21 protein-coding genes and 1 pseudogene are annotated in these 24,553 nt (G+C 68.5%); 17 read left to right on the forward strand and 5 right to left on the reverse strand.

The window, feature by feature from the left end; genetic code table 11:
* Positions 1-17: 17 nt before the first annotated feature.
* The 5 genes from grpE to trmB all read left to right on the forward strand — a co-directional run bounded on the left by grpE (position 18) and on the right by trmB (position 5,451).
* Positions 18-881 carry a nucleotide exchange factor GrpE gene (gene grpE, locus Q1K09_RS04095; RefSeq protein ID WP_300343486.1) on the forward strand — a complete coding sequence of 288 codons (864 nt, stop codon included), beginning with the start codon at positions 18-20 and terminating at the stop codon, positions 879-881.
* A 104-nt stretch (positions 882-985) separates the two neighbouring features.
* The gene (locus tag Q1K09_RS04100; protein ID WP_300343488.1) at positions 986-1,945 is read left to right on the forward strand and encodes a DnaJ C-terminal domain-containing protein; all 960 of its coding nucleotides are present in this window, start codon (positions 986-988) and stop codon (positions 1,943-1,945) included.
* 145 nt (positions 1,946-2,090) lie between these two features.
* The gene (locus Q1K09_RS04105) at positions 2,091-2,516 is read left to right on the forward strand and encodes a helix-turn-helix transcriptional regulator (protein WP_300343523.1); all 426 of its coding nucleotides are present in this window, start codon (positions 2,091-2,093) and stop codon (positions 2,514-2,516) included.
* A gap of 114 nt (positions 2,517-2,630) precedes the next feature.
* Entirely contained in the window at positions 2,631-4,586 is a 1,956-nt protein-coding gene (locus Q1K09_RS04110; protein ID WP_300343490.1) for a penicillin-binding transpeptidase domain-containing protein, read from the forward strand.
* A 28-nt stretch (positions 4,587-4,614) separates the two neighbouring features.
* Positions 4,615-5,451 carry a tRNA (guanosine(46)-N7)-methyltransferase TrmB gene (gene trmB / locus Q1K09_RS04115; RefSeq protein ID WP_300343492.1) on the forward strand — a complete coding sequence of 279 codons (837 nt, stop codon included), beginning with the start codon at positions 4,615-4,617 and terminating at the stop codon, positions 5,449-5,451.
* 12 nt (positions 5,452-5,463) lie between these two features.
* Here the strand turns inward: trmB and Q1K09_RS04120 are convergent, their stop codons facing one another.
* A complete protein-coding gene (locus Q1K09_RS04120) occupies positions 5,464-6,261 on the reverse strand; it encodes a methyltransferase domain-containing protein (protein ID WP_300343493.1) in 798 nt (265 codons plus the stop codon).
* 164 nt (positions 6,262-6,425) lie between these two features.
* On the opposite strand from Q1K09_RS04120, the gene Q1K09_RS04125 reads away from it, so the two are divergent.
* Positions 6,426-7,466: a hypothetical protein gene (locus Q1K09_RS04125; protein ID WP_300343495.1), complete on the forward strand. Its 1,041-nt coding sequence runs from the start codon at positions 6,426-6,428 to the stop codon at positions 7,464-7,466.
* A 110-nt stretch (positions 7,467-7,576) separates the two neighbouring features.
* Here Q1K09_RS04125 and Q1K09_RS04130 read toward each other — a convergent pair whose 3' ends face one another.
* Positions 7,577-7,867 carry a metal-sensitive transcriptional regulator gene (locus Q1K09_RS04130; protein WP_300343496.1) on the reverse strand — a complete coding sequence of 97 codons (291 nt, stop codon included), beginning with the start codon at positions 7,865-7,867 and terminating at the stop codon, positions 7,577-7,579.
* A gap of 89 nt (positions 7,868-7,956) precedes the next feature.
* Between Q1K09_RS04130 and Q1K09_RS04135 the strand changes: the two genes are divergently transcribed.
* Entirely contained in the window at positions 7,957-8,178 is a 222-nt protein-coding gene (locus Q1K09_RS04135) for a heavy-metal-associated domain-containing protein (protein ID WP_300343497.1), read from the forward strand.
* Complete coding sequence (locus Q1K09_RS04140; protein WP_300343499.1) at positions 8,175-10,490, forward strand: heavy metal translocating P-type ATPase; 2,316 nt, start codon at positions 8,175-8,177, stop codon at positions 10,488-10,490. The genes Q1K09_RS04135 and Q1K09_RS04140 overlap by 4 nt, the downstream gene beginning before the upstream one ends.
* 13 nt (positions 10,491-10,503) lie before the next feature.
* On the opposite strand, the gene Q1K09_RS04145 is transcribed toward Q1K09_RS04140, so the two are convergent.
* Complete coding sequence (locus Q1K09_RS04145) at positions 10,504-11,145, reverse strand: MBL fold metallo-hydrolase (protein ID WP_300343501.1); 642 nt, start codon at positions 11,143-11,145, stop codon at positions 10,504-10,506.
* Positions 11,146-11,242: 97 nt separating this feature from the next.
* On the opposite strand from Q1K09_RS04145, the gene Q1K09_RS04150 reads away from it, so the two are divergent.
* Positions 11,243-11,872, forward strand: coding sequence for a LysE family translocator (locus Q1K09_RS04150; protein WP_300343503.1), 630 nt, complete (start codon positions 11,243-11,245; stop codon positions 11,870-11,872).
* Here Q1K09_RS04150 and Q1K09_RS04155 read toward each other — a convergent pair whose 3' ends face one another.
* On the reverse strand, positions 11,873-12,331 hold the full coding sequence (locus Q1K09_RS04155) for an NUDIX domain-containing protein (RefSeq protein WP_300343504.1): 459 nt from the start codon (positions 12,329-12,331) through the stop codon (positions 11,873-11,875).
* A 61-nt stretch (positions 12,332-12,392) separates the two neighbouring features.
* On the opposite strand from Q1K09_RS04155, the gene Q1K09_RS04160 reads away from it, so the two are divergent.
* Positions 12,393-13,271 (forward strand): DMT family transporter, encoded by an 879-nt coding sequence (locus Q1K09_RS04160; protein WP_300343506.1) that lies wholly within the window; start codon positions 12,393-12,395, stop codon positions 13,269-13,271.
* Here Q1K09_RS04160 and Q1K09_RS04165 read toward each other — a convergent pair.
* The gene (locus Q1K09_RS04165; RefSeq protein WP_300343508.1) at positions 13,261-14,667 is read right to left on the reverse strand and encodes an FCD domain-containing protein; all 1,407 of its coding nucleotides are present in this window, start codon (positions 14,665-14,667) and stop codon (positions 13,261-13,263) included. The genes Q1K09_RS04160 and Q1K09_RS04165 overlap by 11 nt on opposite strands.
* 170 nt (positions 14,668-14,837) lie before the next feature.
* Here Q1K09_RS04165 and Q1K09_RS04170 point away from each other — a divergent pair, with 170 nt between their 5' ends.
* From Q1K09_RS04170 to Q1K09_RS04200, 7 genes and pseudogenes are all read left to right on the forward strand, one after another.
* Positions 14,838-18,446, forward strand: a complete 3,609-nt coding sequence (locus Q1K09_RS04170; protein ID WP_300343510.1) for a bifunctional proline dehydrogenase/L-glutamate gamma-semialdehyde dehydrogenase — start codon at positions 14,838-14,840, stop codon at positions 18,444-18,446.
* A 36-nt stretch (positions 18,447-18,482) separates the two neighbouring features.
* Positions 18,483-19,136 (forward strand): FMN-binding negative transcriptional regulator, encoded by a 654-nt coding sequence (locus Q1K09_RS04175; RefSeq protein ID WP_300343512.1) that lies wholly within the window; start codon positions 18,483-18,485, stop codon positions 19,134-19,136.
* Between the two features lie 3 nt (positions 19,137-19,139).
* The gene (locus Q1K09_RS04180; RefSeq protein WP_300343514.1) at positions 19,140-20,633 is read left to right on the forward strand and encodes an amidohydrolase family protein; all 1,494 of its coding nucleotides are present in this window, start codon (positions 19,140-19,142) and stop codon (positions 20,631-20,633) included.
* Positions 20,634-20,670: 37 nt separating this feature from the next.
* The gene (locus Q1K09_RS04185; protein WP_300343516.1) at positions 20,671-21,735 is read left to right on the forward strand and encodes a siderophore-interacting protein; all 1,065 of its coding nucleotides are present in this window, start codon (positions 20,671-20,673) and stop codon (positions 21,733-21,735) included.
* A gap of 59 nt (positions 21,736-21,794) precedes the next feature.
* A complete protein-coding gene (rlmN, locus tag Q1K09_RS04190) occupies positions 21,795-23,102 on the forward strand; it encodes a 23S rRNA (adenine(2503)-C(2))-methyltransferase RlmN (protein ID WP_300343517.1) in 1,308 nt (435 codons plus the stop codon).
* A 109-nt stretch (positions 23,103-23,211) separates the two neighbouring features.
* Positions 23,212-24,018: a hypothetical protein gene (locus Q1K09_RS04195; RefSeq protein ID WP_300343519.1), complete on the forward strand. Its 807-nt coding sequence runs from the start codon at positions 23,212-23,214 to the stop codon at positions 24,016-24,018.
* Positions 24,019-24,063: 45 nt separating this feature from the next.
* A pseudogene (locus tag Q1K09_RS04200) lies at positions 24,064-24,553 on the forward strand (hypothetical protein); the annotation flags it as partial.

Consider the following 24,553-nt stretch of genomic DNA (forward strand, 5'->3'; position numbering starts at 1 on the left):
CAAAGGAGTCCCAGGCGATGGCTGAGGACAAGTACAACCCTGAACAGGGCGAGGAAGGCATCCCGGAGGAGCCCATCCGGTTCACCGACAAGCGTCGGCTGGACCCGGAGACCGGCGAGCCCCGGAACTCCAGTGAGGGCGAAGCCACCGCTGAGGACCGGGAGGCGGCCGGGGGCGAGCCGCTGGCCGACCCGTTGGCCGAGGCCGAACGGATCCTGCGGGACATCCCTGCCGAGGACGCTGAGGACACTGAGCAGATCGGCGAGGCCGTCTACGGCGGCGCCGGCGATCCGGTGGCCGAGCAGGAGGTCGCCGGAGAAGAGTCCGGCCCGACTGATCCGGAGGTCGCCGAGGAGCCTGAGCTGCGCGAGGTGCCCCTCGGGGAAGCCGTCGGCGGCGGTGAGACTGAGCGGCAGGAGCGGATCGACGCCGTCGAGGAGGATCTGGAGGCACAGGGCTACGACCGCGAGGCCGAACTGGAGAACGATCTGCGGCGGGTCCAGGCGGAGTACGTCAACTACCGCCGACGCGTCGAGCGTGACCGGGCGGTGGAGAAGGAGCGGGTCAAAGGCCAGCTGATCACCGAGCTGATGCCGGTGCTGGACGATATCGCCGCCGCCCGGCAGGCCGGTGACTTGGAGGACGGGCCCTTCGCCCAAATCGCCTCCCGGCTGGAGCAGGTGCTGACCCAGCAGGGTCTGGCCACAGTCGGGGCGGTGGGGGAGCGGTTCGACCCCACTGAGCATGAGGCGATCATGCAGCAGCCGCACGAGGAGGTCGAGGCGGACCACATCGCCGTGGTGGTCCGCTCCGGCTACCGGTTCGGCGACCGCCTGCTGCGTCCGGCACAGGTCATCGTCTCCAGCGGAACCGAGCAGTAGCATCCGTGTCCGGCGGTCCGGCTGCGGTGGGCACCCCCCCGCGGCCGGACCGCCGAACGCCCAGACGTCACAGAGAGGAGGGAGGCGCGAGCCCGGGATGAGCTATGGCATCACAGGACTGGATCAATAAGGACTTCTACAGCATTCTCGGCGTCTCCCAGGACGCCACCGCCGAAGAGATCAAGAAGGCCTACCGCAAGCTGGCCCGCCAGCACCACCCGGACAAGAATCCCGGTGACGCGGCGGCCGAGCAGAAGTTCAAAGACATCTCAGAGGCGCACTCGGTGCTCTCCGACCCCGAGCAGCGGCAGCAGTACGATGCCATCCGCGCCATGGGGTCCTCCTCGGCACGGTTCTCCGGCTCCAGCGGAGCCTCCGGAGGGTTCGAGGACATCTTCGGAGGCCTCTTCGGGCAAGGGGCCCCTGGCACCGCCGGCGGCCGGTTCGGCTCCGGACCCGACTTCGCCGATCTCTTCGGCGGTATGGGAGACCGCTTCGGCACCCGGTTCTCGAGCGCCCCCAAGGGGGCCGACCGCACCGCGAAGACCACCATCTCCTTCAAGGGCGCGGTCCGCGGCACCACAGTGGGTCTGCGCGAGGCATCCGGCAATGTGATCGATGTGCGCATTCCCGCTGGGATCAAAGAGGGCCAGAAGGTGCGGGTCAAAGGCAAGGGACAGCAGGGCCCGGGCGGGGCAGGCGACCTGCTGGTGGAGGTCTCCATCCAGGACCACCCCTTCTTCCAGCGCGAGGGCGACCACATCCGGATCCACCTGCCCATCACAGTGGACGAGGCCGTGCTCGGCGCTCAGGCCGAGGTCCCCACCATCCACGGGGAGACCGTGCGGATCCGCATCCCGGCCGGATCCAGCTCCGGAAAGACCCTGCGCCTGAAAGGCCACGGCATTCGCCGCAAGAACAGCCGCGGCGACATGCTGGTGGTGCTCGACATTGTGGTTCCCGACCAGCTCAGCGACCAGGCCCGCGCCGCAGTCCAGGCCTATGCTGAGGCCACCGCTGACTTCAACCCCCGGGAAGACCTGAAGGCCAAAGCAGCGTTATAGCAGATGAACCCTGACCATACCGGTTGAGGACAAGCGGCAGAGAGGAGGTGTCACAGCAGTGCCGAGACAGCGACTATCCGCCCAATACACCCGGCTGCGGGTCCGGGAGAACGTCGCCGAATACGACGACGGCGAAGACCTGCGCATGCTGGCTGCTGAGCACCGCCATGCGCCGCTGTTCGTCATCTCAGTGGCCGCAGAACTGGCAGACATGCACCCTCAGACGCTGCGGCAGTACGACCGGATGGGGTTGGTCACCCCACGTCGCCAGGGCGGCCGGCACCGCCGCTACTCGCCCTACGACATCGAGCAGCTGCGTCAGATCCAGCAGCTGAGCCAGGAGGGCGTCTCCCTGGAAGGCATCCGGCGGATCATCGAGCTGCAGAACCGCGTGCAGGAGCTGGAAGACCACGTCGATCGGCTGCGCACCCAGCTGCGGGAGGCCGAGCGCAACCCCGGCGGCACACGCGTCTTCGCCGTCGCGCCGCAGGGCGACGTGGTGACCGTCGCCCGGGGGCAGCGGCCACGTCCGCTGAACAAGGAGCTGGTGCTCTGGCGGTCCCACCACTGATCAGCGCGCCAGCATCTCTCCTGGGCGCCCAGCACCGCCGTAGCTGGATGCAACCTGGACAAGCAGCGGGGGTTTCGCTTCGACCTGAGCGCAGCCTTGACGCATACTGGGGGAGTGCTCACCCACCGTCTCCGCTCCCGCATACTGCTGGCCGCCGGGGGCGCGGCCGGCCTCCTGGCGCTCACCTCCTGCGGCGCCGAGGAGGAACGCGCGTCTGCTGAGGCGGCTGCCGAAACCACCGCCTCAGCCGTGAGCAGCGGCGACTTCTCCAGCGTGAGCTTAGCCTCAGGAACACAGGAGACCCTGGCCCAGGCGGCGGAGAACCTCCACGAACCCTTCGACGGGCTGACCCCGGAGGTCACCGTTGCCGAGGTTGTGGTGGACGAGCCCGAGGAAGACTCCGTGCGGGCCCCGACAGCGGAGGTCACCTTCGAGCACAGCTGGGACCTGGCCGAGCTGGGCATCGACGGCGAAGAGTGGACCTACCAGACCGAGGGCGACTACACCTACAGCGCCGAGGACGACGTCTGGCTGCTGGAGGGGGAGACCGAGCTGCTGCTGCCCGACTACGCCGGGCATGAGCCCATCGGCATCGTCACCACCCCCGCAGAGCGCGGCCGCATCATGGATGACAACGGGCGGGCCATGGTCTACAACCGCGATGTGGTCCGCATCGGCATCGACAAGTCCCAGATTGTGGCCGATGATGAGGAGGCGGCCGAAGAGCTGTATCGACAGGCGGCCGCACAGATGGCCGAAGTCGTCGGCCTCAGCACCGAGGAGTACACCGAGCGGGTGCTGGCCTACGGAGAGGAAGCCTTCGTGGAGGCCATCACCGTCAGGCGGGAGTCCGACGAAGTCACCGCGGCCGACATCGAGTCGATCCCCGGTGCGGCCAGCTATCCCGATCAGCTGCCGCTGGCCGAGAGCGCCGATTTCGCGCCACTGATCCTGGGCCGGGTGGGCGACGTCACCGCAGAGCACCTGGAGGAAGATCCGACGCTGAGCGTCGGCGACCAGGTGGGGCTCTCCGGTCTGCAGGCCCTGCATGAGGACACCCTGCGGGGCACCCCCGGGATGCGCATCCACATGGACGGCGTCCCGCTCTATGAGATCGAACCGCAGCCGGGCGAGGACCTGCATACCCATCTCAACCCCCGACTGCAGAACCTGGGCCAGGCCATTGTGGAGGACCAGGACGTCACCGCCGGCCTGGTGGCCATCAGACCCTCCGACGGCGGCATCTTAGCGGCGGCGAGCCACAACCCGGACTCTCCCTTCGTCGACTCGGCCCTGCAGGCCACCTACGCCCCCGGCTCCACATTCAAGATGGTCTCCTCCCTGGCGATGCTGCGCGACGGGCTGAGTCCCGACTCGCAGGTCCAGTGCCCGCAGTCCACCACAGTGCACGGCCAGCAGTTCACCAATGTCCCCGGCTACCCCGGGGAATACCTGGGAACCCACGCCTTCCGAGACCTGGTCGCCGTCTCCTGCAACACCCTGTTCGCCGCAGCCTGGGACGATGTGACCTCCGCAGATCTGCGTCAGGCGGCGCTGGACCTCGGACTGAACAATGAGATCGGCATCGGCCTGCACGCGATGAAGGCCTCCGTCCCGGAAGAGGCGGAGCTGAACCTGCACGCGGCCAACCTCTTCGGCCAGGGTGTGGTGGAGACCTCCGTGTTGGGCATGGCCACTGTGGCTGCCTCCATCGGTGCCGGGGAGACCGTCCACCCCCGGCTCGTCGCCCTGGACGAAGAGCCCGAATGGGCCGACGAGGGCGATCTCACCGCAGAAGAGGCCGAGGACCTGCGAGAGCTGATGGCGGGCACCGTGCAGTACGGCACCCTGGAGTCCATGGCGCCGGTGCCGGGAGACCCGGTCTACGCCAAGACCGGCACGGCAGAAGCCGGAGACGGCGACGACGTCTACGCCCATACCTGGGTGATAGCTCTGCAGGGGGACCTGGCTGTGGCCATCTTCCTCGAGGAGGGCGAGTTCGGCGGATCCACCAACGGCCCGCTGCTCCACGAGTTCCTCACCGGCGCCCAGGAGATTCTGGACGGCTGAGGCCCGCTCCCCGGTAGGATGGGCCACCGTGTCTGAGACTGCAAAGCACCTGCGCAAGCCGCTGTCCTTCGTGCGGCGCAGCAACCGGCTCAAGCCCAGCTACCAGCGCGCCTGGGACGCGGCGCTGGGGCAGGAGCTGCTCGACGTTCCCACCGGGGAGCGGGACACTTCAGTGGCCGAAGGCTTCCAGATCGACTGGGAGAAGGAGTACGGCCGCACCGCGCCGCTGATCGTGGAGATCGGCTCGGGCTCTGGCGAGGCAGTGGCTCATGCGGCGGCCAGCAACCCCGACGCCGACTTTCTGGCCATTGAGGTCTACCGGCCCGGAGCCGCGCAGCTGGCCGCCCGGGTGCGTCGCGAGGGGCTGAGCAATGTGCGCATCGCCTGCCTGGACGCCGTGGAGGTGCTGGACAAGCTGCTGCCCTCAGGCTCCGTCTCCGAGCTCTGGGTGTTCTTCCCCGACCCGTGGCATAAGAAGAAGCACACCAAGCGGCGGCTCATCCAGCCGCCCTTCGTGCAGCGGGCCGCCCGGGTCATTGCGCCCACCGGAGTGTGGCGCCTGGCCACCGACTGGTCTGACTACGCGGTGCAGATGCGGGAGGTCATCGGCGCAGCGGAGGAATTCTGGAATCCGCACGCCGGGCAGCGGGTCGGGGAGCAGTCCCCGCTGACGCAGGTGCGCCTGGGAGACCTGGATGCGGCCAGCCTGGGCAAGGAGGCCCGCCCGCTGCCGCTGGCCGAGGCCCTGGATGCTGAGGGCGGCTGGGCTCCGCGATTCGCCGCCCGGGTGGAGACCGACTTTGAGCGCAAGGCCCTGCAGGCCGGACGCCGGATCTTCGACCTGACGTTCCTGCGCCGGCCCTGAACCGCCTCGGCCTCAGCCGGTGCGTGCGGCGATGAAGAACAGACGGCGGAACGGCAGAATGGTACCGATCTCAGTGGGCGGATAGGCCTGACGCAGCGCCGCCTTGTACTCACGGACGAACCGGCTCAGCAGCGGCTCCGGCAGAGCCTGCAGCACCGGACGCGCGCCTGCGGAGGCGATCCAGTCGAAGACGGGATCCTCACCGCTGAGCACATGGTGGTAGCGCGTCTCCCAGCCGGTGACATCCCAGCCTTCGCCTGCCACATCGAGCATATAGTCGCTGACCTCCGCGGTCGGCTGCAGCAGTGAGTGGGGGTCAATATGCGCCCGGTAGGGCTCAGCGCCGGCAAATTCGGCCAGCAGGCGATGGCTCGGAGCAGAGAAGTTCCCCGGCAGCTGAACCGCCAGGGCGCCGCCGTCGGCGACGAACTGCTGAATCCGCGGCAGCACCTGACGGTGCTCCGGAATCCACTGCAGCGCCGCATTGGAGACGATCAGATCGGCGGGTTCATCCAGCTGGAGGTCTCGGATGTCGGCATGCAGGTAGGTGATGCCGGTATCTGAGGCAGTGGTGCGCGCGGCCTGCTGCAGCATCTGCTCGCTGGAGTCGACACCCAGGATCTCCGCCTGCGGCCACAGCGCCCGCAGCACCGGCATCCCGTTCCCCGGGCCGCAGCCGAGATCCACGATGCGCCGGACATCAGGGAGCTGGAGGCGGGAGAGCAGGTCGATGAACGGCTGGGTCCGTTCGGAGGCGAAATTCAGATAGTCCCCGGGATTCCACAGGGTCTGCTGGGCTGCACTGAGCATGGTGGCGATTCTAGAGTCGCGCTCGCCCCGCTCCCACGGCGGCTGACACGGGGCGCAATATTCTCCCTTCCACACTCCACCAAGGGTTGCAATTGCAAACATTAAGCGCTACTGTGGCGCCATAACCATTTGCAGAAGCAAACACCATGGAAGGGTGACAGGTCATGAGCGACCCCCAGCAGCCGAACCCGCAGGACCCCGGTGCGCAGGGACTCCCGCAGGATCCCCAGCAGGCACATTCGCAGACCGGGCCTCCGCAGCACTATCGCCCCCCGCAGCAGCCCGGCGGAGCCGCTGGATACGGCGAGTCTCAACGGCCGGCCCAGCCGTCGCACCAGCCGCCTGCTGGGCATGAGCCTCATCAGCACTCTGAGGCGCCGGCTCCAGCCCAGCCGCCGGTGAGAGTCGGGCCGCGCTTCGGCCGCCGGGCGCTGGTCCTGGTTGCCGGAGGTGCCGCTGCTGCCGGTCTGATCATTCTGCTGGGGTTAGGGGCCGCCTTCGTGCTCGACGACGACTCCGGCACGCCAGATGCCCAGGCCGGCTCCACCGGGGAGGATGCCGCAGAGGCCGAACCGCTCAGCGAGCCGCTTGAGGGCGAGCAGCTGAGCCAGCTGATCCTCACCGCCGAGGAACTCCCGCAGGGCTGGGAAGTGGACGCCGGCCAGGTCGAGGCCATGTTCCCCGAGGCAGGCGATGGGGCGGAGGGCTATGAGATCACCGAGGAGGGCGTGGGCATCATCGGGCCCGCCGGTGACGGCTATATCTCCCAGAATCTGACCATGGACGGCTTTGACTCCAGCCCCGAATGCGAGGCCGCCGTCGCCGAATTCGACGGCAGCCAGGAGAGTGTCGACTGGATGGTGGTCAGCCCCCTGGCGGCGGGGGATGCCACGGTGAATCTGGCGCTGGCCAGCACGGAGGAGGAGAAGGACCTCTTCGGCAGCAACTATGACACCGTGATCCAGGAGTGCGGCACCTCCGTGGAGAATCTGGGCATGCGTATGGACTTCACCCCCATTGAGGCGATCCAAGGCTTCAGCGTGGTGCTGAGCCAGTTCGGGCAGAGCCAGCACATCCACATGGGCGGGCAGAGCTACCAGCACCACCACCTCTTCATCATTGCCGAGGGGGAAGTGGACTCCGCAGAGCTGGAGGAGATGCTCACCGCCCAGCGGCAGAAGCTCGAGGAGGGGATCGGTTGGTAGTCGCAGCGCGCTTGCTGCGGCCCCCTTGCGAAGAGTCCCGCCACGACCACGAGGATGACCACAACCACTGATCGTCTGTGCGCGGCAAGGGTCGCCTGCCGGCCGACCCCTCAGGACTTGACCAGCCGCTGAACGGCCGCGCTGGCCTCGCGGATCTTCTGCTCGGCCTCCTCACCGCCGCTGCTGACCGCGTTGGCGACACAGTGCTTGAGGTGATCGTCCAGCAGTGCCAGCGCCACATTCTCCAGTGCGGAGGTCATAGCGCTGATCTGGGTCAGGATGTCGATGCAGTAGGCGTCCTCATCCACCATGCGGTGCACACCACGGGCCTGGCCCTCGATGCGGCGCAGGCGGGCCAGGTACTTGTCCTTATCGCTCATATAGCCATGGGAGGAGTCCATAGACAGAAATATACCCTATGGGGGTATAGTGGTGCGCAGGCGGTTGAAAGCCGCACACACCGCACCCTTATGACCGAAGGCGCACAGCTATGACTCAGACACTGCACTACACCGTGACCGGAATGTCCTGCTCCCACTGCGAAGCGGCCGTCCGAGAGGAGGTCTCGGTGCTGCCGGGTGTCACCGAGGTCTCCGTCAGCGCCGACGACGGCAGTCTGGTCCTCACCCTCGCCGACGGCGCGACAGTGTCTGAGGCGGATGTGCTCGCCGCGGTGGACGAAGCCGGCTACCAGGCCCAGCCTCGCTCATGACCCGCGCCGCGCGGCCCACAGACGAGCGCCTCGAGTTGCAGATCGGCGGAATGACCTGCGCCGCCTGCGCCCAGCGGGTGGAGAAGAAGCTCAACCGCCTTGAGGGGGTCAGCGCCACCGTCAACTACGCCACGGAGAAAGCATGGATCTCTGCGCAGGACGTGGCCGACCGTCAGCAGCTGGTCGAGCAGCTGATCGCCACTGTGGAGAAGACCGGCTACCGGGCGGAGATCCCGCAGGCCGAGGCTTCCCAGGAGCAGGCCGACCATGATCTGGTGCTGCTGCGCCGACGCCTCATCATCGCCGCGGTCCTGTCCGTCCCGGTGGTGCTGTGGGCCATGGTGCCGGCTGCCCAGTTCGACTACTGGACGTGGGTGTCCCTGGCGCTGAGCCTGCCGGTGGTGCTGTGGGCCGGGTGGCCCTTTCACCGTGCAGCGGTGCTCAACGCCCGTCACGGCACCGCCACTATGGACACCCTGATCTCTTTGGGGACCCTCGCAGCCCTGGGCTGGTCGGTCTACGCGCTGCTGACCGGCCCGGCCGGAGACCCCCAGATGCGGCACGCCTTCAGCCTGTTCTCCGAACCCTACTGGCTCGGCGGAACCAGCAGCGGCACGGCCAATGTGTACTTCGAGGTGGCCACGGCGGTGACCAGCTTCCTGCTGCTGGGCCGGTTCTTCGAGAAGCGCTCCAAAGCATCGGCCGGCCGGGCCCTGCGCTCCCTGCTGAGCATGGGCGCCAAGGAGGCCACTGTGCTCAGCGGGGGAGAAGAGCGCAGCGTTGCCATCGCCGAACTGAGAGTCGGAGACGAGTTCCTGGTCCGCCCCGGGGAGAAGATCGCCACCGACGGCGTGGTGGTCTCCGGAGCATCGGCCGTCGATGTATCCATGCTCACCGGGGAGTCGGTGCCTGTCGAAGTGGCCGTCGGCGATGCGGTGACCGGAGCCACCATCAACACCTCCGGACGGCTGGTAGTCCGCGCGACCCGCATCGGAGCCGATACCCAGCTGGCGCAGATGGCGGCCCTGGTGGAGCAGGCGCAGTCCGGCAAGGCCGAGGTGCAGCGTCTGGCGGACCGAATCTCCTCCGTCTTTGTGCCCGCTGTGCTGGTCATTGCACTGGTCACCCTGTGCGTGTGGCTGCTGTCCGGAGCGCCGGCCGAGTCCGCGTTCACCGCGGCCGTTGCGGTGCTGATCATCGCCTGCCCCTGCGCGCTGGGCCTGGCCACGCCCACCGCACTGCTGGTGGGCACCGGCCGCGGTGCGCAGCAGGGCATCCTTATCCGCGGACCCGAGGTGCTGGAGTCCTCGCGCGGCATCGACACTGTGCTGCTGGACAAGACCGGCACGGTGACTACCGGAGCGATGCAGCTGGCGGCAGTCCACTCGGCCCGCTCCTGGGCGATCACGGACACCCACCGGGACGAGCAGCTGCTGCGACTGGCCGGGGCCCTGGAATCAGCCTCCGAACATCCGGTGGCCCGGTCCATCACCAACGCAGCGCGTGAGTCCCTGGGTTCACGCCGGGGCACACTGCCGACGCCGTCTGAGTTCACCAACCACCAGGGCCGCGGAGTCACCGGGGTGGTGGAGGGCCACCAGGTCGCCGTAGGCCGCCGCGGTCTGCTGCAGATGCTCGAAGTTGAGCTCCCAGCCGACATCGAACCGCTGCTCAGCAGAGCAGAGCGTCAGGGCAGCACTCCGGTTCTGGTGGCAGTCGACGGCGACTTCGCCGGCGTGCTGATCGCCGGAGACACGGTCAAAGAATCCTCAGGGGAGGCTGTGGCCCAGCTGCGCCGGATGGGCCTGACCCCGGTGCTGCTGACCGGGGACAACACGGGGGCCGCCCACCGGGTGGCCGCAGCGGTGGGAATCACCGAGGTCATCGCCGAGGCGCTGCCGCAGGACAAGGTCGCCGCCATCCAGCAGCTCCAGGCCGAGGGGAAAGCCGTGGCAATGGTGGGTGACGGCGTCAACGATGCCGCCGCCCTGGCCCAGGCCGATCTGGGCATCGCCATGGGCACCGGCACCGATGTGGCCATCGAAGCCGCCGACATCACCATCATCCGAGGGGATCTGCGCAGTGTCCCCCAGGCGCTGCGGCTTGCCCGGCGCACCTTGGGCACCATCCGGGAGAATCTCTTCTGGGCTTTTCTCTACAACACCGCTGCCATACCGCTGGCAGCGCTGGGGCTGCTCAACCCGATGCTCGCCGGAGCGGCCATGGTGCTCAGCTCACTGAGCGTGGTGGCGAACTCGCTGCGCCTGCGCCGCTTCGGGCACAGCAGGGCCGACGCCGCAGCGCGCAGCTGAGCGGGGTTCTGGTTCAGAATTCCCGGCTCGCCCCTCCGCGCTGGGAGACGATCTCGGTTCCGGTCAGCTGGGCGATCTGCCGGCTCAGCAGCCCCCGGCCCCGGTCAGAGAGCAGCTCATCATGGATCGGGATGCTGTGCGGGGGAACCTGCAGCGCACGGACGAAATCCACGTGCTCCTTCATCGCCGCCCACGGCCCCATCAGGGGAAGAGCCAGCACATCCACCCCCTCAGGGGCAGCATCCAGCGCATCCCCGGGGTGGAAGAGCACCGGTTCGCCTGCGGCGCGCAGCAGATAGCCCAGGTTCCGGATGCGCGGGATGTCGTCATGGATCACCGCGTGCTGGCCCCCGACAGTCTCCACCTCGAAGCTGCCCAGCGTGAACTGCTCTCCGGGACCCAGAGCCTGGGCGCCGGGCAGCTCCACCGCCTGGTGAACATCCTCCGCGGTGACCACCTGGGCACCAGGATTGGCCTCCACAAGTGCCGGAGCATGCTCCGGATCCACATGGTCGGGATGCTGATGAGTGATCAGGATGCCGTCGAGCTGCTGCAGCCGGTGCCACTGGTCGCTGAAGCTGCCAGGATCGATCAGCACCCGCGTGCCCGCGGCCTCCACCAGCAGACATGCATGTCCCAGATGTGTGATCCTCATGCCGCCATCGTAATCAGCGACTCTGCTCGGGGCCACGGCCCTGTCCATATGGCGGGCCGTTTCACGCTCAGAGGGCCTTCAGGAGTAGGTTCACACTGTGCCGATACTCTCGCTGATCCTGTTCATCATCGCCGGCTCCGGCACTCCCGGGCCGAACAACACCATTGTGCTGGCCTCCGGTGCCGCCTTCGGATTTCGGCGCACCCTGCCGGCGGTGGCCGGGATCAACACCGGGTTTCCGCTCATGATTGTGGTGGTCGGCCTGGGTCTGGGCGGGCTGCTGGCCCAGTGGCCCTGGGTGCTGGACGCGCTGCGGCCAGTAGGTGCGGCCTATCTGCTCTGGCTGGCGTGGAAGATCGCCACCGGCCCCACCGACCTGAAAGCTCGCCGGGAGGGCAGGCCCCCGGGTGTGCTGCAGATGGCGTTCTTCCAACTGGTCAACCCCAAGGCGTGGACACTGGCGATCGCCGCCCTGACCGCCTACACCGGATTCTGGAGCTCGTTTCTGGCCGAGGTGCTGACCATCGCCGCCGTGGCGGCCGCCGTCGGGCTTCCCTGCACCCTGACGTGGGTGATGCTGGGAGTCGGTGCCGGCCGGTTCCTCTCCACACCGCGGCAGCTGCGCATCTTCAATCTGGTGATGGCCGCGCTGCTGGTGGTCTCCCTGCTGCCGGTGCTCGCAGAGATCCTGGACTCGATTCTGCCGCTGCTGGATCAGTCCGGGTGATCAGGCGGTATGGGCGGAGGCGGGCGCAGGCAGCAGACCGGCCAGCCGGCGGCCGAGATCGACCAAGGAGACTCGGTGCAGATCCTCGATCTCATCAGCGGTGAACCAGCCGACGTCGTCGGTGGAGCCGTCCTGCTCCACCCGGAGACTGCCGCCGGTGACCTCCGCCCGGTAGAGGATGCGCAGATTCTGCAGGGCCACACCCTGCCGGCCTGAGGAGCCGAGCCGCCGGTGCCCGGGAATCACCAGATTGTCGATCCCCAGCAGCTCAACCACCCGGCACCGGTATCCGGACTCTTCGAACACCTCCCGCACCACCGCGTCGGCCGGGTCCTCTCCGGGGTCGAGTCCGCCGCCGGGCAGCGTCCAGCCGCCGATTCCCTCCGCACGCCAGTGCGGCAGCAGCATTCTGCCGGCCTCATCGGTGATCACGGCGTAGGCGGCGATCCGGATATCCATACCGTGAGACTAACAGCAGCATTCCGGGACGGCGCCCCGGGCAGCGTCCTACGATGAGCGGGTGACCACCTCCGCCCGCGGAACAGCGCTGATGCTGCTGGGCACCTTCAGCCTGGCCGCGGCGGCCCTGATGATCTCAGCCTTCGGAGCAGACCCGCTGAGCACCGCGGCTTGGCGGTGCCTGCTGGCGGTGCCCATGCTGGCCCCGGTGGTGGTGTGGGAGCTGCGCCGCACCGAAGTGCGCGCCGCACTTCCGCCGCGCACAGTGATCCTGGCTGTGTTGGCCGGGACGGCCTTGGGGGTGGACTACGGGTTCTACAACACCTCCATCCTGCTCATCGGGGCGGGACTGGCTACGGTGCTGATCAATATCCAGATTGTGGTGGTCCCGCTGCTGGCGTGGCTGATCGAAGGGACCCGGCCGCCGAAGCTGATGCTCGCAGTGGCTCCGGCGATGCTGCTGGGTGTTGCGCTGGCCGGCGGAGCCTTCGACCCCGGACCGCTGCAGTGGGGCGGAGTGCTCGCCGGCCTGGCCGCCGGGGTGGGGTACGCGCTCTACCTGAGCATCATCCGCCGATCGGCCCCCACCGCGGTACGGCCGGCACCCTGCGCGGTGCTCACACTGGTCTGCCTGTCAGCAGGACTGACCACCCTGGTTGCCGCGCTGCTCAGCGGACGGCTGCAGGCGCCGGAGAATCTCACCGACCTGGCGTGGTTCGCCGCGATTGCGCTGATCGGACAGGTGATCACCTATCTGTGCTTCAACATTGCGATGACGTCTCTGCCGGAGAACCTCACCAGTGCGCTGCAGCTGCTCACCGCAGTGTTTGCGCTGATCCTGGGAGCTGCCCTGCTGGGACAGATCCCCACCGTGTGGCAGCTCGCCGGCTGCGGGCTGATCATCGCCGGAGCCTGGGCCGCCTCACGGGTCAGCGGGTGAGCCGGGCCCACAGCGCCGCGTCGAAGGTGTCCGGGGCCAGGGCTGACATGTGCCGCACCGCGTCGTCGAGCTTGCTGCGCCAGATCCTGACCGCGTCCTCCCCGCGCTGCTCCAGCACCGCGCTCAGCAGCCGTCTGCCGTCGCCGACCAGCCGGTCCACCGCAGGGGAGTAGTCCAGCTGCAGCACTGAGATGAACATGCGCAGCCGCAGCGTCAGCGCGTGGAAGCTGCGCGCCGACTGCTGCAGACCGGACGCGTCCGCCAGCTCCTGCTGGAACCGCAGATCCGCCTCTCCCACATCCGCCCGGCTGCCCTGCCGCGCGGCTGCTTCCAACGCCCCCAGCGCCAGCCTGGCAGGCAGCAGCCGGTGCCGCGGCTGAGCCGCACAGCCGCGCAGGATCACCGTGCCGACCTGCAGCCGCGCCGCATAGAGGTCCACCACATCCGTTCCGGAGAGGCTGGGAACCCGGAACCCAGACCCGGAGGAGTCCAGCAGGCCGTCATCGGCGAGCTGACGCATAGCGGTGCGGACCGCGCCCGCCGGCAGCCGCAGCCGCCGGGCGAAATGAGCCGGCACAATCCGGTCACCGGCCCCGAACCCCTGGCTGATCATCTCCTTGCGCAGCGCCACCGCGATCTGCTCGGTGGCAGAGAGCGCGGTGCGCGGAAGCCAGCGGCTGGCCGCGGAGCGACCGGGGGCCGGATACTCCGCCACCGCCAGAGGATGTGAGTCAAAAACCTGCTCATAGCGTCCCGGCTGCGCACTGCTGCGGATGAAGTCCACGCCGTGCAGTCCCTGTCCGGCACGCCGCGCCAGCAGGTCCAGCAGCTGCCCGGGGATCGCCTCAGCACTGAACGTGCAGTCCCGGAGCAGCTCTGCCGCTGCGGCCAAGAAGTCCTCCCACTGACCAGCGGCCGGATCCCAGACCACCTGCGCGGCCCCCGGGGTCGGCGGTCTCAGCGGCTCCGGGGAAGCATCCTGGGCCTCAGCCCGCCAGGCCGCGGCACCGGATACCCACAGAGCAGCCATCACCGCGGCTGCCCGGCGCTGCACAGCATGCCGGGGCCCTGCCGCGTGCGGGGACTCCCCGGTCATCGCGCCGCTCATCGGCTCCGGAGCCGCAGCCAGCACGATCCGCGGATACTCCACCCGCAGCCGCACCAGCTGCCTCCGGACCGTGCTGCCGCCACCGACGGGGGGCTGCGGAGCTCCTCCGCCCCGGATACGCCGGACCGCCCGGGAGACCAGGGTCTGACTCAGCCCCGTCAGCTGTGCGATCCGGCGGGTCGAGAAGTCCCCGGTGCTCACCCGGGCTCCGGCGGTGGCCAGCACGCTGGCCACAATGTCATCGGCGGTCTCCTGCATACGCGGGCGACCGCGGGGAGTCTGGGACATCCCCCCAGTATGGCATTTTGACTCAACCGCGTCGGTCAGAGACCTTGACGGGCTTCTCCCCGACGTGCCGAAGGTCACACACTGGTGGCAGATCGTGGGCAGGCCCGCCCGGCACTGAGGAGCCGCCGCGCAGCCGCCGCACCGCAGACCACCGCTGAAGGAGCAGGACGATGACTGAGAGCACCACCGCTGCACCGACCGGCCGTACCACCGGCGAGGCAGACCTGGACCGTCTCGCCGACGCCGCCGTGGAGCAGGTCTCGGCATGGCTGCAGCAGACCGAGCAGGCCCCCGCGCGCCGTCGCGGCTCTGCCGGCAAGGCCGCCGAACGGCTCTCCGCAGTGCTGTCCCACCCCACCGGACTGGACTTCACCGTGGGATTCGTCGACCGCGTGATCCGCACCGAAGACACCAAAGCCGCCGCCGCGGCCCTGCACGAGCTGGGAGATCTGGCCCCGGACACTCTGGCGGCACTGGATCTGGCTCAGATCCAGGCTGGCTCCGCGCTGGGCCGGATGCTGCCCGACGTCGTGGTCCCCGCCGCCCGCCGGCGCATGCGCCAGATGGTCGGCCATATGGTGGTCGATGCCCGCGACAAGCAGTTCGGCAAAGCGGTCCAGACCATCCGCAAGCAGGGGAATCGGCTGAACATCAACCTGCTGGGCGAGGCCGTCCTGGGCGAAGATGAGGCCGACAAGCACCTTGAGGACACTCTGCGCCTGCTGCGTCGCGACGACGTCGACTACGTCTCCATCAAGGGCAGCTCGATCGCCAGCCAGATCTCCATGTGGGGCTTCGAGGAGACGGTCGACTATGTGGTGCAGCGGCTGGTGCCCCTCTACACCGAGGCCGCAGCGGCCCCGGCCGGAACCAAGCTCATCAACCTGGACATGGAGGAGTACCGCGACCTGCGGCTGACCATCGCCGTGTTCAAACGGCTGCTGTCGATGCCGGAGATGAAGAACTACGAGGCCGGCATCGTGGTTCAGGCCTATCTTCCGGATGCGCTGGCAGCGGTCCAGGAGCTCACCGAATTCGCCAACGCCCGCGTCGACGCCGGCGGAGCCGGAATCAAGATCCGGCTGGTCAAGGGCGCCAACCTCGCCATGGAGCAGGTCCACGCGGAGATCCACGGCTGGCCGGTAGTCACCTGCGAGTCCAAGCAGGCCACCGATGCCAACTACAAGCGAGTGCTGCACTGGCTGCTCACCGAAGAGCGGATGCGCGGGGTGCGGCTCGGGGTGGCCGGCCACAATCTGTTCGACATCGCCTTCGCCCACCTGCTGGGCATCGAACGCGGCGTGCACAACACCGAGCACACCGAACGCTTGGAGTTCGAGATGCTCCAGGGCATGGCCGTCGAGCAGGCCGAGGCCGTCCGGGGCGATGTCGGCCAGCTGCTGCTCTACGTGCCGGCGGTGCGTCCCGAAGAGTTCGACGTGGCCATCTCCTATCTGGTGCGCCGGCTGGAGGAGAACGCCCACCGGGAGAACTTCATGTCCGGAATCTTCGACCTCACCGACGGCGGGGAGACCTTCCGGCTCGAAGAGGCACGCTTCCGCGCCTCTGTGGAGACCCTCCAGCAAATCTTGGCCGAACACGGCGAGACCCCGCCGGGCCCCAACCACCGGCAGGACCGGCTCGCCGAAGAGGATGCCGACGCCGATGCCGACCCCGACGACGACTACGCGGCAGATCAGCTGCCTGAGTTCCGCAACGAGCCGGACACCAATCCGGCGCTGGAGCCCAATCAGCGCTGGGCCGAGCAGGTCATCGAACGGGCCACCGAGGACTGGCTGGAGGGCCAGCCGGTGCCTGAGACTGTCACCGTAGAGCAGCTGGATCCGCTGATCGCCCAGGCCCGCGACGCCGCAGAAGAATGGGCCGCCCGCCCGGCAGCTGAGCGCGCCGCGATCCTCTACCGCGCGGCCGACCTGCTCGCCGCCCGGCGCGGTCACCTCATCTCGCTGGCGGCGGCCGAGGCGGGAAAATCCATCCAGCAGAGCGACCCTGAGGTTTCTGAGGCGATTGACTTCGCCCGCTACTACGCTCACAGCGCCCTGCGCCTGGAGGAGGTGGGCCACGCCCGGTTCACCCCCGACCGGCTGGTGCTGATCACCCCGCCGTGGAACTTCCCGCTGGCGATCCCGGCCGGAGGCACCTTCGCCGCCCTGGCCGCCGGAGCCTCCGTCATCCACAAACCCTCCCAGCCCACCCCGCACTGCTCTATGGGCATTCTGCAGGCCCTGTGGGATGCCGGAGTGCCGCGTGAGGTGCTGCACGGCGTCTACCCCTTCGAGGGGGAGGCAGGAAAGAAGCTCGTCGCCCATCCCGGCATCGACCGAGTCATCCTCACCGGGGCCTCCGAGACCGCCGCGCTGTTCCGCTCCTGGAAGCCGGAGCTGACCATCAACGCTGAGACCTCCGGTAAGAACGCGCTGGTGGTGACCCCCTCCGCCGACCGGGACCTGGCCGTGGCAGACCTGGTGCAGTCCGCCTTCGGGCACGCTGGCCAGAAGTGCTCAGCCGCCTCCTTGGGAATCCTGGTGGGCAGCGTCTACGAATCCGAGCGCTTCCGCCGCCAGCTGGTGGATGCTGCGAAGTCGCTGGTGGTGGACTGGCCGCAGAACCTCTCAGCCACCGTGGGGCCGCTGACCGAACCGCCCAGTGAGAAGCTGCGCCGGGCCCTGACCACCCTGGAGCCCGGCGAGTCCTGGCTGCTGGAGCCCCGGCAGCTCGACGACACCGGACGCCTGTGGAGCCCCGGCATCAAGACCGGGGTCGCCCCGGGAAGCTTCTTCCACCTCACCGAAGTTTTCGGCCCGGTGCTGGGACTGATGCAGGCAAAGAACCTTCAGGAGGCCATCGAGCTGCAGAACCAGGTGGACTACGGCCTCACCGGAGGCATCCACTCTCTGCAGGCCGCTGAAGTGGAGCAGTGGCTTGAGCAGGTAGAGGTCGGCAACGCCTACGTCAACCGGGGCATCACCGGTGCGATCGTTCAGCGGCAGTCCTTCGGCGGATGGAAGAAGTCCTCTGTGGGCCTCGGGTCCAAGGCCGGCGGACCCAACTACGTGATGCTCTTCGGCACCTGGGAGGACCAGCTGGACATCGCTCAGGCCGCTCAGAGCGCCCCGCCGGAGGAGGGAAGCACGGCTCGCCGGATCATGGACACCGCCCTGGAGAAAGGGTGGATCTCCCAGCAGGACTACGCCTGGCTGAAGACCGCCTCCCGGTCTGATGACACCTGGTGGGACGCCGAGTTCGGACGCCCAGCCGACCACACAAGGCTGAAGGCCGAGGCCAACATCTTCCGCTATCTCCCCCAGCACGTGCTGCTTCGGGTCAGCGCCGATGCGCGGGCCCGCGATGTGATCCGGGCCGTGCTGGCGGCTCAGCGGGCAGGCACCACCTTCGACCTCTCGCTTGACCCGGACGCGGAGAAAACCACAGCCAAGGCGGCCAAGCTCGCCGGCCAGCTGGCCGAACGCACCGGACGCCACAGCGAGGAGACCTTCGCGGAGAAGCTCTCTGCAGGGGAGTTCACCCACCGTGGCAGCGCCCGGATCCGGGTGCTGGGCACCGCCTCTTCCCAGCTGTTCGCTGCAGCGGCTCCGCATCCGGAGATCGCGCTGCTGGACGACCCGGTCACCGCCTCCGGACGCGTGGAGCTGCGCTACTGGGTCAAGGAGCAGGCAGTGTCTATGACGCTGCACCGCTTCGGCAACCCCAGCCCCGCCTTCCACCAGCTGGCCCAGCGGCTGCGCACCCAGAGCTGACTGCAACCCCCGGCCTGCCGTGCCATAGTGGGATCCATGCGCGACAATCCCAGCTTCGCGGTCGACGACGCCGAGGCGGTCAAGCAGCTCATCCGGGACAATTCCTGGGCCACCTTCATCAGCCACGTGCCTGAGCACGGCTTGGTGGCCAGCCACTACCCGGTGCTGCTGGAGGAGGACGCCGAGGCCATCGTGCTGCTCTCTCACGTGGGCCGTCCCGACGAGGAGAAGCACCAGCTCGGCCAGCATCCGATGCTGGTGGTCATCCAGGGACCTCATGGCTATATCTCGCCGGGGTGGTACCAGGAGCAGCCCAGCGTGCCGACGTGGAACTTCGCCGTCGCGCACCTGCACGGCAGGCCGGAGATCCTGGGGGACCAGCAGAACCTTGAGGTGCTCGACGCCCTGGTGGAGCACTTCGAGCAGCATCTGGACAACCCTCAGCTGCTGCATGCCACAGAGGCCAGCGCTGAGCTGGCGGCCCGGCTGGCCGCCGGCACTGTCGGCTTCCGCATGCGCGTGAACCGGTTCGAGGCCAAGGAGAAGATGAGCCAGAACAAGCCGGCAGCAACTATTGAACGCATCATCGCCGAGCTGCGCGGCTCCGGGCCCTACGCCCACCCCGGGCTGGCCGACCGTATGGAGAGTATCAACGCCGAGGCCCTGAACCTCGGGCAGAAAGGAGTCTGAGCGGTGACCCAGCCCAGTCGCGGCGAGGCCGAGATCCTCATCTCTGAGGCGCTCCCCCCCGGTTCAGCAGACCCGGTGGACGTCCGGATCGCCGAGGGGTCCATAGCGCAGATCCAGCCCGCTGGCAGCATCCGGGCCTCCGCGGCAGCGGAGGTGGTCCACGCCGACGGCCGCACCCTGCTGCCGGGGCTGTGGGACCACCACGTCCACTTCACCCAGTGGGTCATGCAGCAGCAGCGGCTGGACCTCACTGGGGCGACCACTGCCGAGCAGGCACTCGAGCTGGTCGCCGAGGCGGCCGCGGGCACCCCGGAAGGGCGGCAGCTGATCGGATTCGGGTTCCGCGATGGGCTGTGGCCGCAGCCGCCCAGCCTTCAGGCTCTCGACGCCGCCGCCGGCACAGTGCCGGCGGTGCTGGTCAGCGCAGATCTGCACTGCGTCTGGGTCAGCAGCGCCGCACAGCAGCAGTTCGGCGTCGTCAGCGACTCCACCGGACTGCTGCGTGAGACCGAGGCATTCGCTGTGCTGGAAAAGCTCGACTCCGCCTCGGATCTCACCCCCGCCGACTACCGCCGCGCCGCTGAAGCGGCTGCCGCCCGCGGGGTGGTGGGCATCATCGAGTTCGAAAACGATGAGAACACCCGGCTGTGGCCCGAGCGCGTGGCAGCCGGGGTGGACCAGCTGCGGGTGGAGGTCTCTGCCTGGCCGGACAAGCTCGACGCCGTCATCGCCGCCGGCCTGTCCACCGGAGACGTGCTGGATGAGGGCGGGCTGATCACCATGGGGCCGCTGAAGGTCATTGTGGACGGCTCGCTGAACACCCGCACCGCCTGGTGCTGGGACCCCTATCCGGGCCTGCCGGAGGGCCACCACCACCGCTGCGGAATGGAAGCAGTTCCCATCGAGCAGCTCGCCGGGCTGATGACCGCCGCCCGCGATGCCGGGATCGGTGCGGCCATCCACGCCATCGGCGACCGCGCCAACACCGAAGTGCTCAACACCTTCGAGGCGCTGGGCATGACCGGCGCCGTCGAGCACGCCCAGCTGCTGCGCACCGAGGACGTCGCCCGCTTCGCCCGGCTGGGTCTGATCGCCAGCGTGCAGCCCGAACACGCCATGGATGACCGCGACGTCGCCGACCTCTATTGGTCCGGCCGCACCGACCGAGCCTTCATGCTGCGCTCCCTGCTGGACGCCGGCGCACAGCTGCGCATGGGCTCGGACGCTCCCGTCTCGCCGCTGGATCCCTGGATCCAGATCGCCGCAGCGGTCACCCGCAGCCGCGACGGCCGCAGCCCCTGGCACCCCGAGCAGCGCATCACCGTGGATGAAGCTCTGGCCGCCAGCACGCGCAGCCCGCTGCGGCTGAGCCCCGGCCACCGTGCCGACCTGGTGCTCACTGAGGCGGACCCGCTGCGGACCGATCCGGAGCAGCTGCGCGGCATGCAGGTGGCCGCCACCATGGTCGGCGGCCGGTTCACCCACCGCCGCCTCTGAGCCTCCCGGGACGATTTCGTCATGATAATGTGACCTAATGCGTAATACCCCGGCGAAGCGGCGCAGGCCGGCAGCAGCTGAGCCGGAACAGTCTCCGTATCCGGCCGTCCGGGCCTTCCGCACTCAGGTCGCACGGACCCAGCGGCTCACACCGCACTTCCTGCGGGTCACCCTGACCGGCGATCAGCTGCGGAACTTCGGGCCCTCGCCTGCCGCCCACACTGTCCCCGGGGCCCGCACCGGGGGCGCGCCCGCCTGGGATCAGCGCATCAAACTCTTTCTGCCGCGCGCCGACGGCAGCCTGCCGGAGATCGGTCTGCTGGATGAGCCCGCCCCGCCAGTCAGCCAGTGGTACACCGCGTGGCGGATGCTCGACGAGCAGGAGCGCAATCCCATCCGCACCTACACCGTGCGCCAGATCCGCCCAGAGGTCCCAGAGGTGGACATCGACTTCGTGCTCCACGCCGAGCAGGGCCCGCAGCAGCCCGGTCCGGCGGAGGCCTGGGCCGCTGCAGCAGAACCGGGGCGGGAACTGATCATCATCGGACCCGACAGGCGCTCGGCGGTGCCCGACGGCGGCATTGACTTTACCCCCGGCACCGCGCGGGATCTGCTGCTGGCCGGTGATGAGACGGCCGTCCCCGCCATCTGTGCGGTGTTGGAAGCCCTCCCGGAGCAGTACACCGGTCATGCCTATCTGGAGGTCCCCGCGGCCGAGGACATCCTCGCAGTGCGTACACACTCCGGTGTGGAGGTCCAATGGCTGCCGCGGGCAGGAGCGGAGCACGGCGCGCTGCTCAGCGACCGGGTGCGCCGCTGGGGCGCCCGGAGAGCCGAAATCTTCGCCGCCCGCCGCGCCCAGTGGACCCCGGGTGCACCGGTGGGCGCCCCGGCGACAGGCGTGCAGGACCTGCCGGAGGTCGATGAGCAGGCGGTGCTCTGGGAGACCTCCGAACCCGAAGGCTTCGTCGAATACGCGTGGCTGGCCGGGGAGGCCGGCGTCATCACCGCCCTGCGCCGCCACCTGGTCAAGGAGGTCGGGCTGAGCCGCCACCAGGTCTCCTTCATGGGGTACTGGCGCCGCGGCCGCCCCGGAGCCTGACGCCTCAGACATCCAGGCCGCTCACAACCCAGAGTCGCGGGCATGGGAGAATAGGGGCGATGTCTGACACTCCCCGCACCCGCCCGCAGGTCCGCCCCCAGGCAGAGGGGTGGAGCCAGGCCCTCGACTCCCAGGGCCGCCCCAAGCTGCAGTTCGCCCAGTCCAAGCGGGTCACCCAGCCCCCGAAGCACCTCGCTGACCTCACCTTGGCTGAACGCATCGCCAAGGCTGAGGAGATGGGCATCCCAGGGTTCCGCGCCAAGCAGCTCTCCGTGCACTACTTCCAGCACTACACCTCCGACCCTGCGCAGATGACCGACCTTCCCGCCGACACGCGCCAGCAGCTGGTCGATGAGTTCTTTCCTCCGCTGCTGACCGAAGTGCGGCGGCTGACCACCGACGACGGTGCCACCATCAAGTTCCTCTGGCGGCTCTTCGACGGCGCCCTGGTGGAGTCGGTGCTGATGCGGTACAAGAACCGCATCACCCTGTGCATCTCCAGCCAGTGCGGCTGCGGTATGAACTGCCCGTTCTGCGCCACCGGGCAGAACGGGCTGACCCGCAATATGTCCACTGCGGAGATTGTGGACCAGATCGTCCAGGCCAACCGCGTGATCGCTGCGGGTGAGCTGGACGCCCCGACCGCGGCGGAGCAGGCCGCGGAGACCGAGCACGCAGGCCTGGGGGAGGAGACGGACTTCGCCGAGGGGCAGGACTCCCAGCCGGGCCAGAGCCCGGCGGCCCCGGGACCCGGGCGCAGCGGTCCGAAGCGAGTGAGCAATATCGTGTTCATGGGCATGGGGGAGCCGCTGGCCAACTATAAGCGCGTGATGAACGCAGTGCGCCGCATGATCGATCCCGCCCCCGAGGGACTCGGCATGAGTGCCCGCGGCATCACCGTCTCCACCGTGGGACTGGTCCCGGCCATCAAGAAGCTGGCTGAGGAGAACCTCCCCATCACCTTTGCGCTGTCCCTGCACGCTCCCGACGATGATCTGCGCGACGAGCTCATCCCGGTCAATTCCCGCTGGAAGGCTGATGAAGCCATCGACGCCGCCCGCTACTACTACGAGACCACCGGCCGGCGGGTCTCCATCGAGTACGCGCTGATCAAAGACATGAACGACCACCCCTGGAGAGCCGACCTGCTGGCGGAGAAGCTCAATGCGCGCGGTCGCGGCTGGGTGCACGTCAACCCCATCCCGCTGAACCCGACCCCCAACTCAGTGTGGACCTCCTCCGAACCGGAGGTGATGCAGGAGTTCATCGATCGGCTCAACGCCGCCGGAGTTCCCACCACTCTGCGCGATACCCGCGGCAAGGAGATCGACGGCGCCTGCGGGCAGCTGGCCGCCGCCGAAGACTGAGACCCAACCGAGTCTCATCCGCAACACCCCCGTAATCGCACATCGGGGCTGTGTTCAGCTGCGCTTCCCACGGTGGAATCACCAGCCGAACCTCCACGGGGTGTATGCAATGCAGACCACAGTACGGATCACCGCCGCCTGCGGGACCCTCGCCCTGCTGGGACTGGCCGCCTGCGCTCCGGACGAGCCGGCGACCCCCACCGCTGGTGAGACTGCCGATCAGCAGCAGCCCCCGCATCAGGACGGCACCGCGGATACCCAGCTTCCGCCCGGCGGAGCCGAACGCATGGATGAGGGCGACTTCCACGAGCCTCTCCACGGCGTGGAGGCGCCCACCTACTTCAGCGAAGAGGGTGCCGAGGTGGGATTCGCCGGATTCACCGGCGAGCAGCCGCTCACCGTACGGGCAGCTCCGACCCGCGAAGCTGAGGTGGTCGGAGAGCTGGGCCCCCTGGACGCGGTGCTGCTGGGCGGTCGGGAGCGAAACCATCCGGCGCTGGAGGGCCAAGGCACCTGGGCGGAGGTCCAGCTGGCCGAGGGACACGGCTGGTATGAAACCGGCCGCAGCGGCTCCATGCTCTACTTCGACCGCAGTGAGGACCTCACCGAGGAGTACGCCGACCAGGTGCCTGCCGCCGAGGACCCCCAGCGCATCGCAGAATCAGTGGCCCAGCGCGCCGCCGAGCAGCACGCGGAGGCGGGAGTTCCCGGCCCGGAGTGGACGCTGATCTCCACCCCGGAGGACTATGGCGAGGATTTCTACCGTCTGGACGTGCTGGGGCTGGCCGATGATTCTCAGGCCGGCTACCGACTCTTCGTCACCGCAGAGCCGACCGCACACGGTCACCAGCTGCACCACGTGGAGAGCACCGCGCTGTGCCGCCGCGGCGTCTCCGACGACGGCCTCTGCCTCTGACCCCGCTCACCTGCACCGTCGAATACACCACCAGGGAGACACATCGTGCAGAACCCGCAGAAGAACACCATTTTCCCCATCGGACTGGGCGCGGCCGCCCTGCTGCTGCTCAGCGGCTGCGCTGCTGAGGACCCGGCCGCCCCGCAGGAAACGGCAGGCGAGACCGCCGCACAGGACCAGACCGCTGAGTCCGCAGAAGGTGAAGCGAAACCTGAGGCCGAGCTGGCACCGGGCGGGGCTGAGCGACTTGCCGATGAGGGCATCGACCCTGACGAGCAGGGTGAACTCGTCGAGGACGGCGTCTTTTCCGAAGAGGGGGACATCCGCGGAATCAATCAGATGGCCCAGGAGCAGGGAGAACCTGTGGAGGTCCTCGCCGCACCCCCGCACGGCCCCGGTCCCCATGAGGACCTAGAGGTGGTCGGCGAGCTCACATCAGAGGACCAGGTGCGTCTGGGCGGACGCGAGGTCAGAGCCGCCTACGCCGACGGTAGCTGGGTGGAGGTGGAGCTGGCAGACGGCTACGGCTGGGTCC

Origin of the sequence: Nesterenkonia sp. (assembly GCF_029265375.1) — a bacterium.
In the GTDB taxonomy this organism is placed as follows: Bacteria; Actinomycetota; Actinomycetes; order Actinomycetales; family Micrococcaceae; genus Nesterenkonia.

Excerpts from the sequence above, each read along its gene's own strand:
- Q1K09_RS04195 (WP_300343519.1), top strand. The coding sequence starts at position 23,212 with ATGCAGACCACAGTACGGATCACCGCCGCCTGCGGGACCCTCGCCCTG.
- Q1K09_RS04100 (WP_300343488.1), top strand. The coding sequence starts at position 986 with ATGGCATCACAGGACTGGATCAATAAGGACTTCTACAGCATTCTCGGC.
- rlmN (WP_300343517.1), top strand. The coding sequence starts at position 21,795 with ATGTCTGACACTCCCCGCACCCGCCCGCAGGTCCGCCCCCAGGCAGAG.
- Q1K09_RS04135 (WP_300343497.1), top strand. The coding sequence starts at position 7,957 with ATGACTCAGACACTGCACTACACCGTGACCGGAATGTCCTGCTCCCAC.
- Q1K09_RS04155 (WP_300343504.1), bottom strand. The coding sequence starts at position 12,331 with ATGGATATCCGGATCGCCGCCTACGCCGTGATCACCGATGAGGCCGGC.
- Q1K09_RS04185 (WP_300343516.1), top strand. The coding sequence starts at position 20,671 with ATGCGTAATACCCCGGCGAAGCGGCGCAGGCCGGCAGCAGCTGAGCCG.
- grpE (WP_300343486.1), top strand. The coding sequence starts at position 18 with ATGGCTGAGGACAAGTACAACCCTGAACAGGGCGAGGAAGGCATCCCG.
- Q1K09_RS04145 (WP_300343501.1), bottom strand. The coding sequence starts at position 11,145 with ATGAGGATCACACATCTGGGACATGCATGTCTGCTGGTGGAGGCCGCG.
- Q1K09_RS04105 (WP_300343523.1), top strand. The coding sequence starts at position 2,091 with ATGCTGGCTGCTGAGCACCGCCATGCGCCGCTGTTCGTCATCTCAGTG.
- Q1K09_RS04130 (WP_300343496.1), bottom strand. The coding sequence starts at position 7,867 with ATGGACTCCTCCCATGGCTATATGAGCGATAAGGACAAGTACCTGGCC.
- Q1K09_RS04125 (WP_300343495.1), top strand. The coding sequence starts at position 6,426 with ATGAGCGACCCCCAGCAGCCGAACCCGCAGGACCCCGGTGCGCAGGGA.
- Q1K09_RS04140 (WP_300343499.1), top strand. The coding sequence starts at position 8,175 with ATGACCCGCGCCGCGCGGCCCACAGACGAGCGCCTCGAGTTGCAGATC.
- Q1K09_RS04170 (WP_300343510.1), top strand. The coding sequence starts at position 14,838 with ATGACTGAGAGCACCACCGCTGCACCGACCGGCCGTACCACCGGCGAG.
- Q1K09_RS04175 (WP_300343512.1), top strand. The coding sequence starts at position 18,483 with ATGCGCGACAATCCCAGCTTCGCGGTCGACGACGCCGAGGCGGTCAAG.
- Q1K09_RS04165 (WP_300343508.1), bottom strand. The coding sequence starts at position 14,667 with ATGTCCCAGACTCCCCGCGGTCGCCCGCGTATGCAGGAGACCGCCGAT.
- Q1K09_RS04120 (WP_300343493.1), bottom strand. The coding sequence starts at position 6,261 with ATGCTCAGTGCAGCCCAGCAGACCCTGTGGAATCCCGGGGACTATCTG.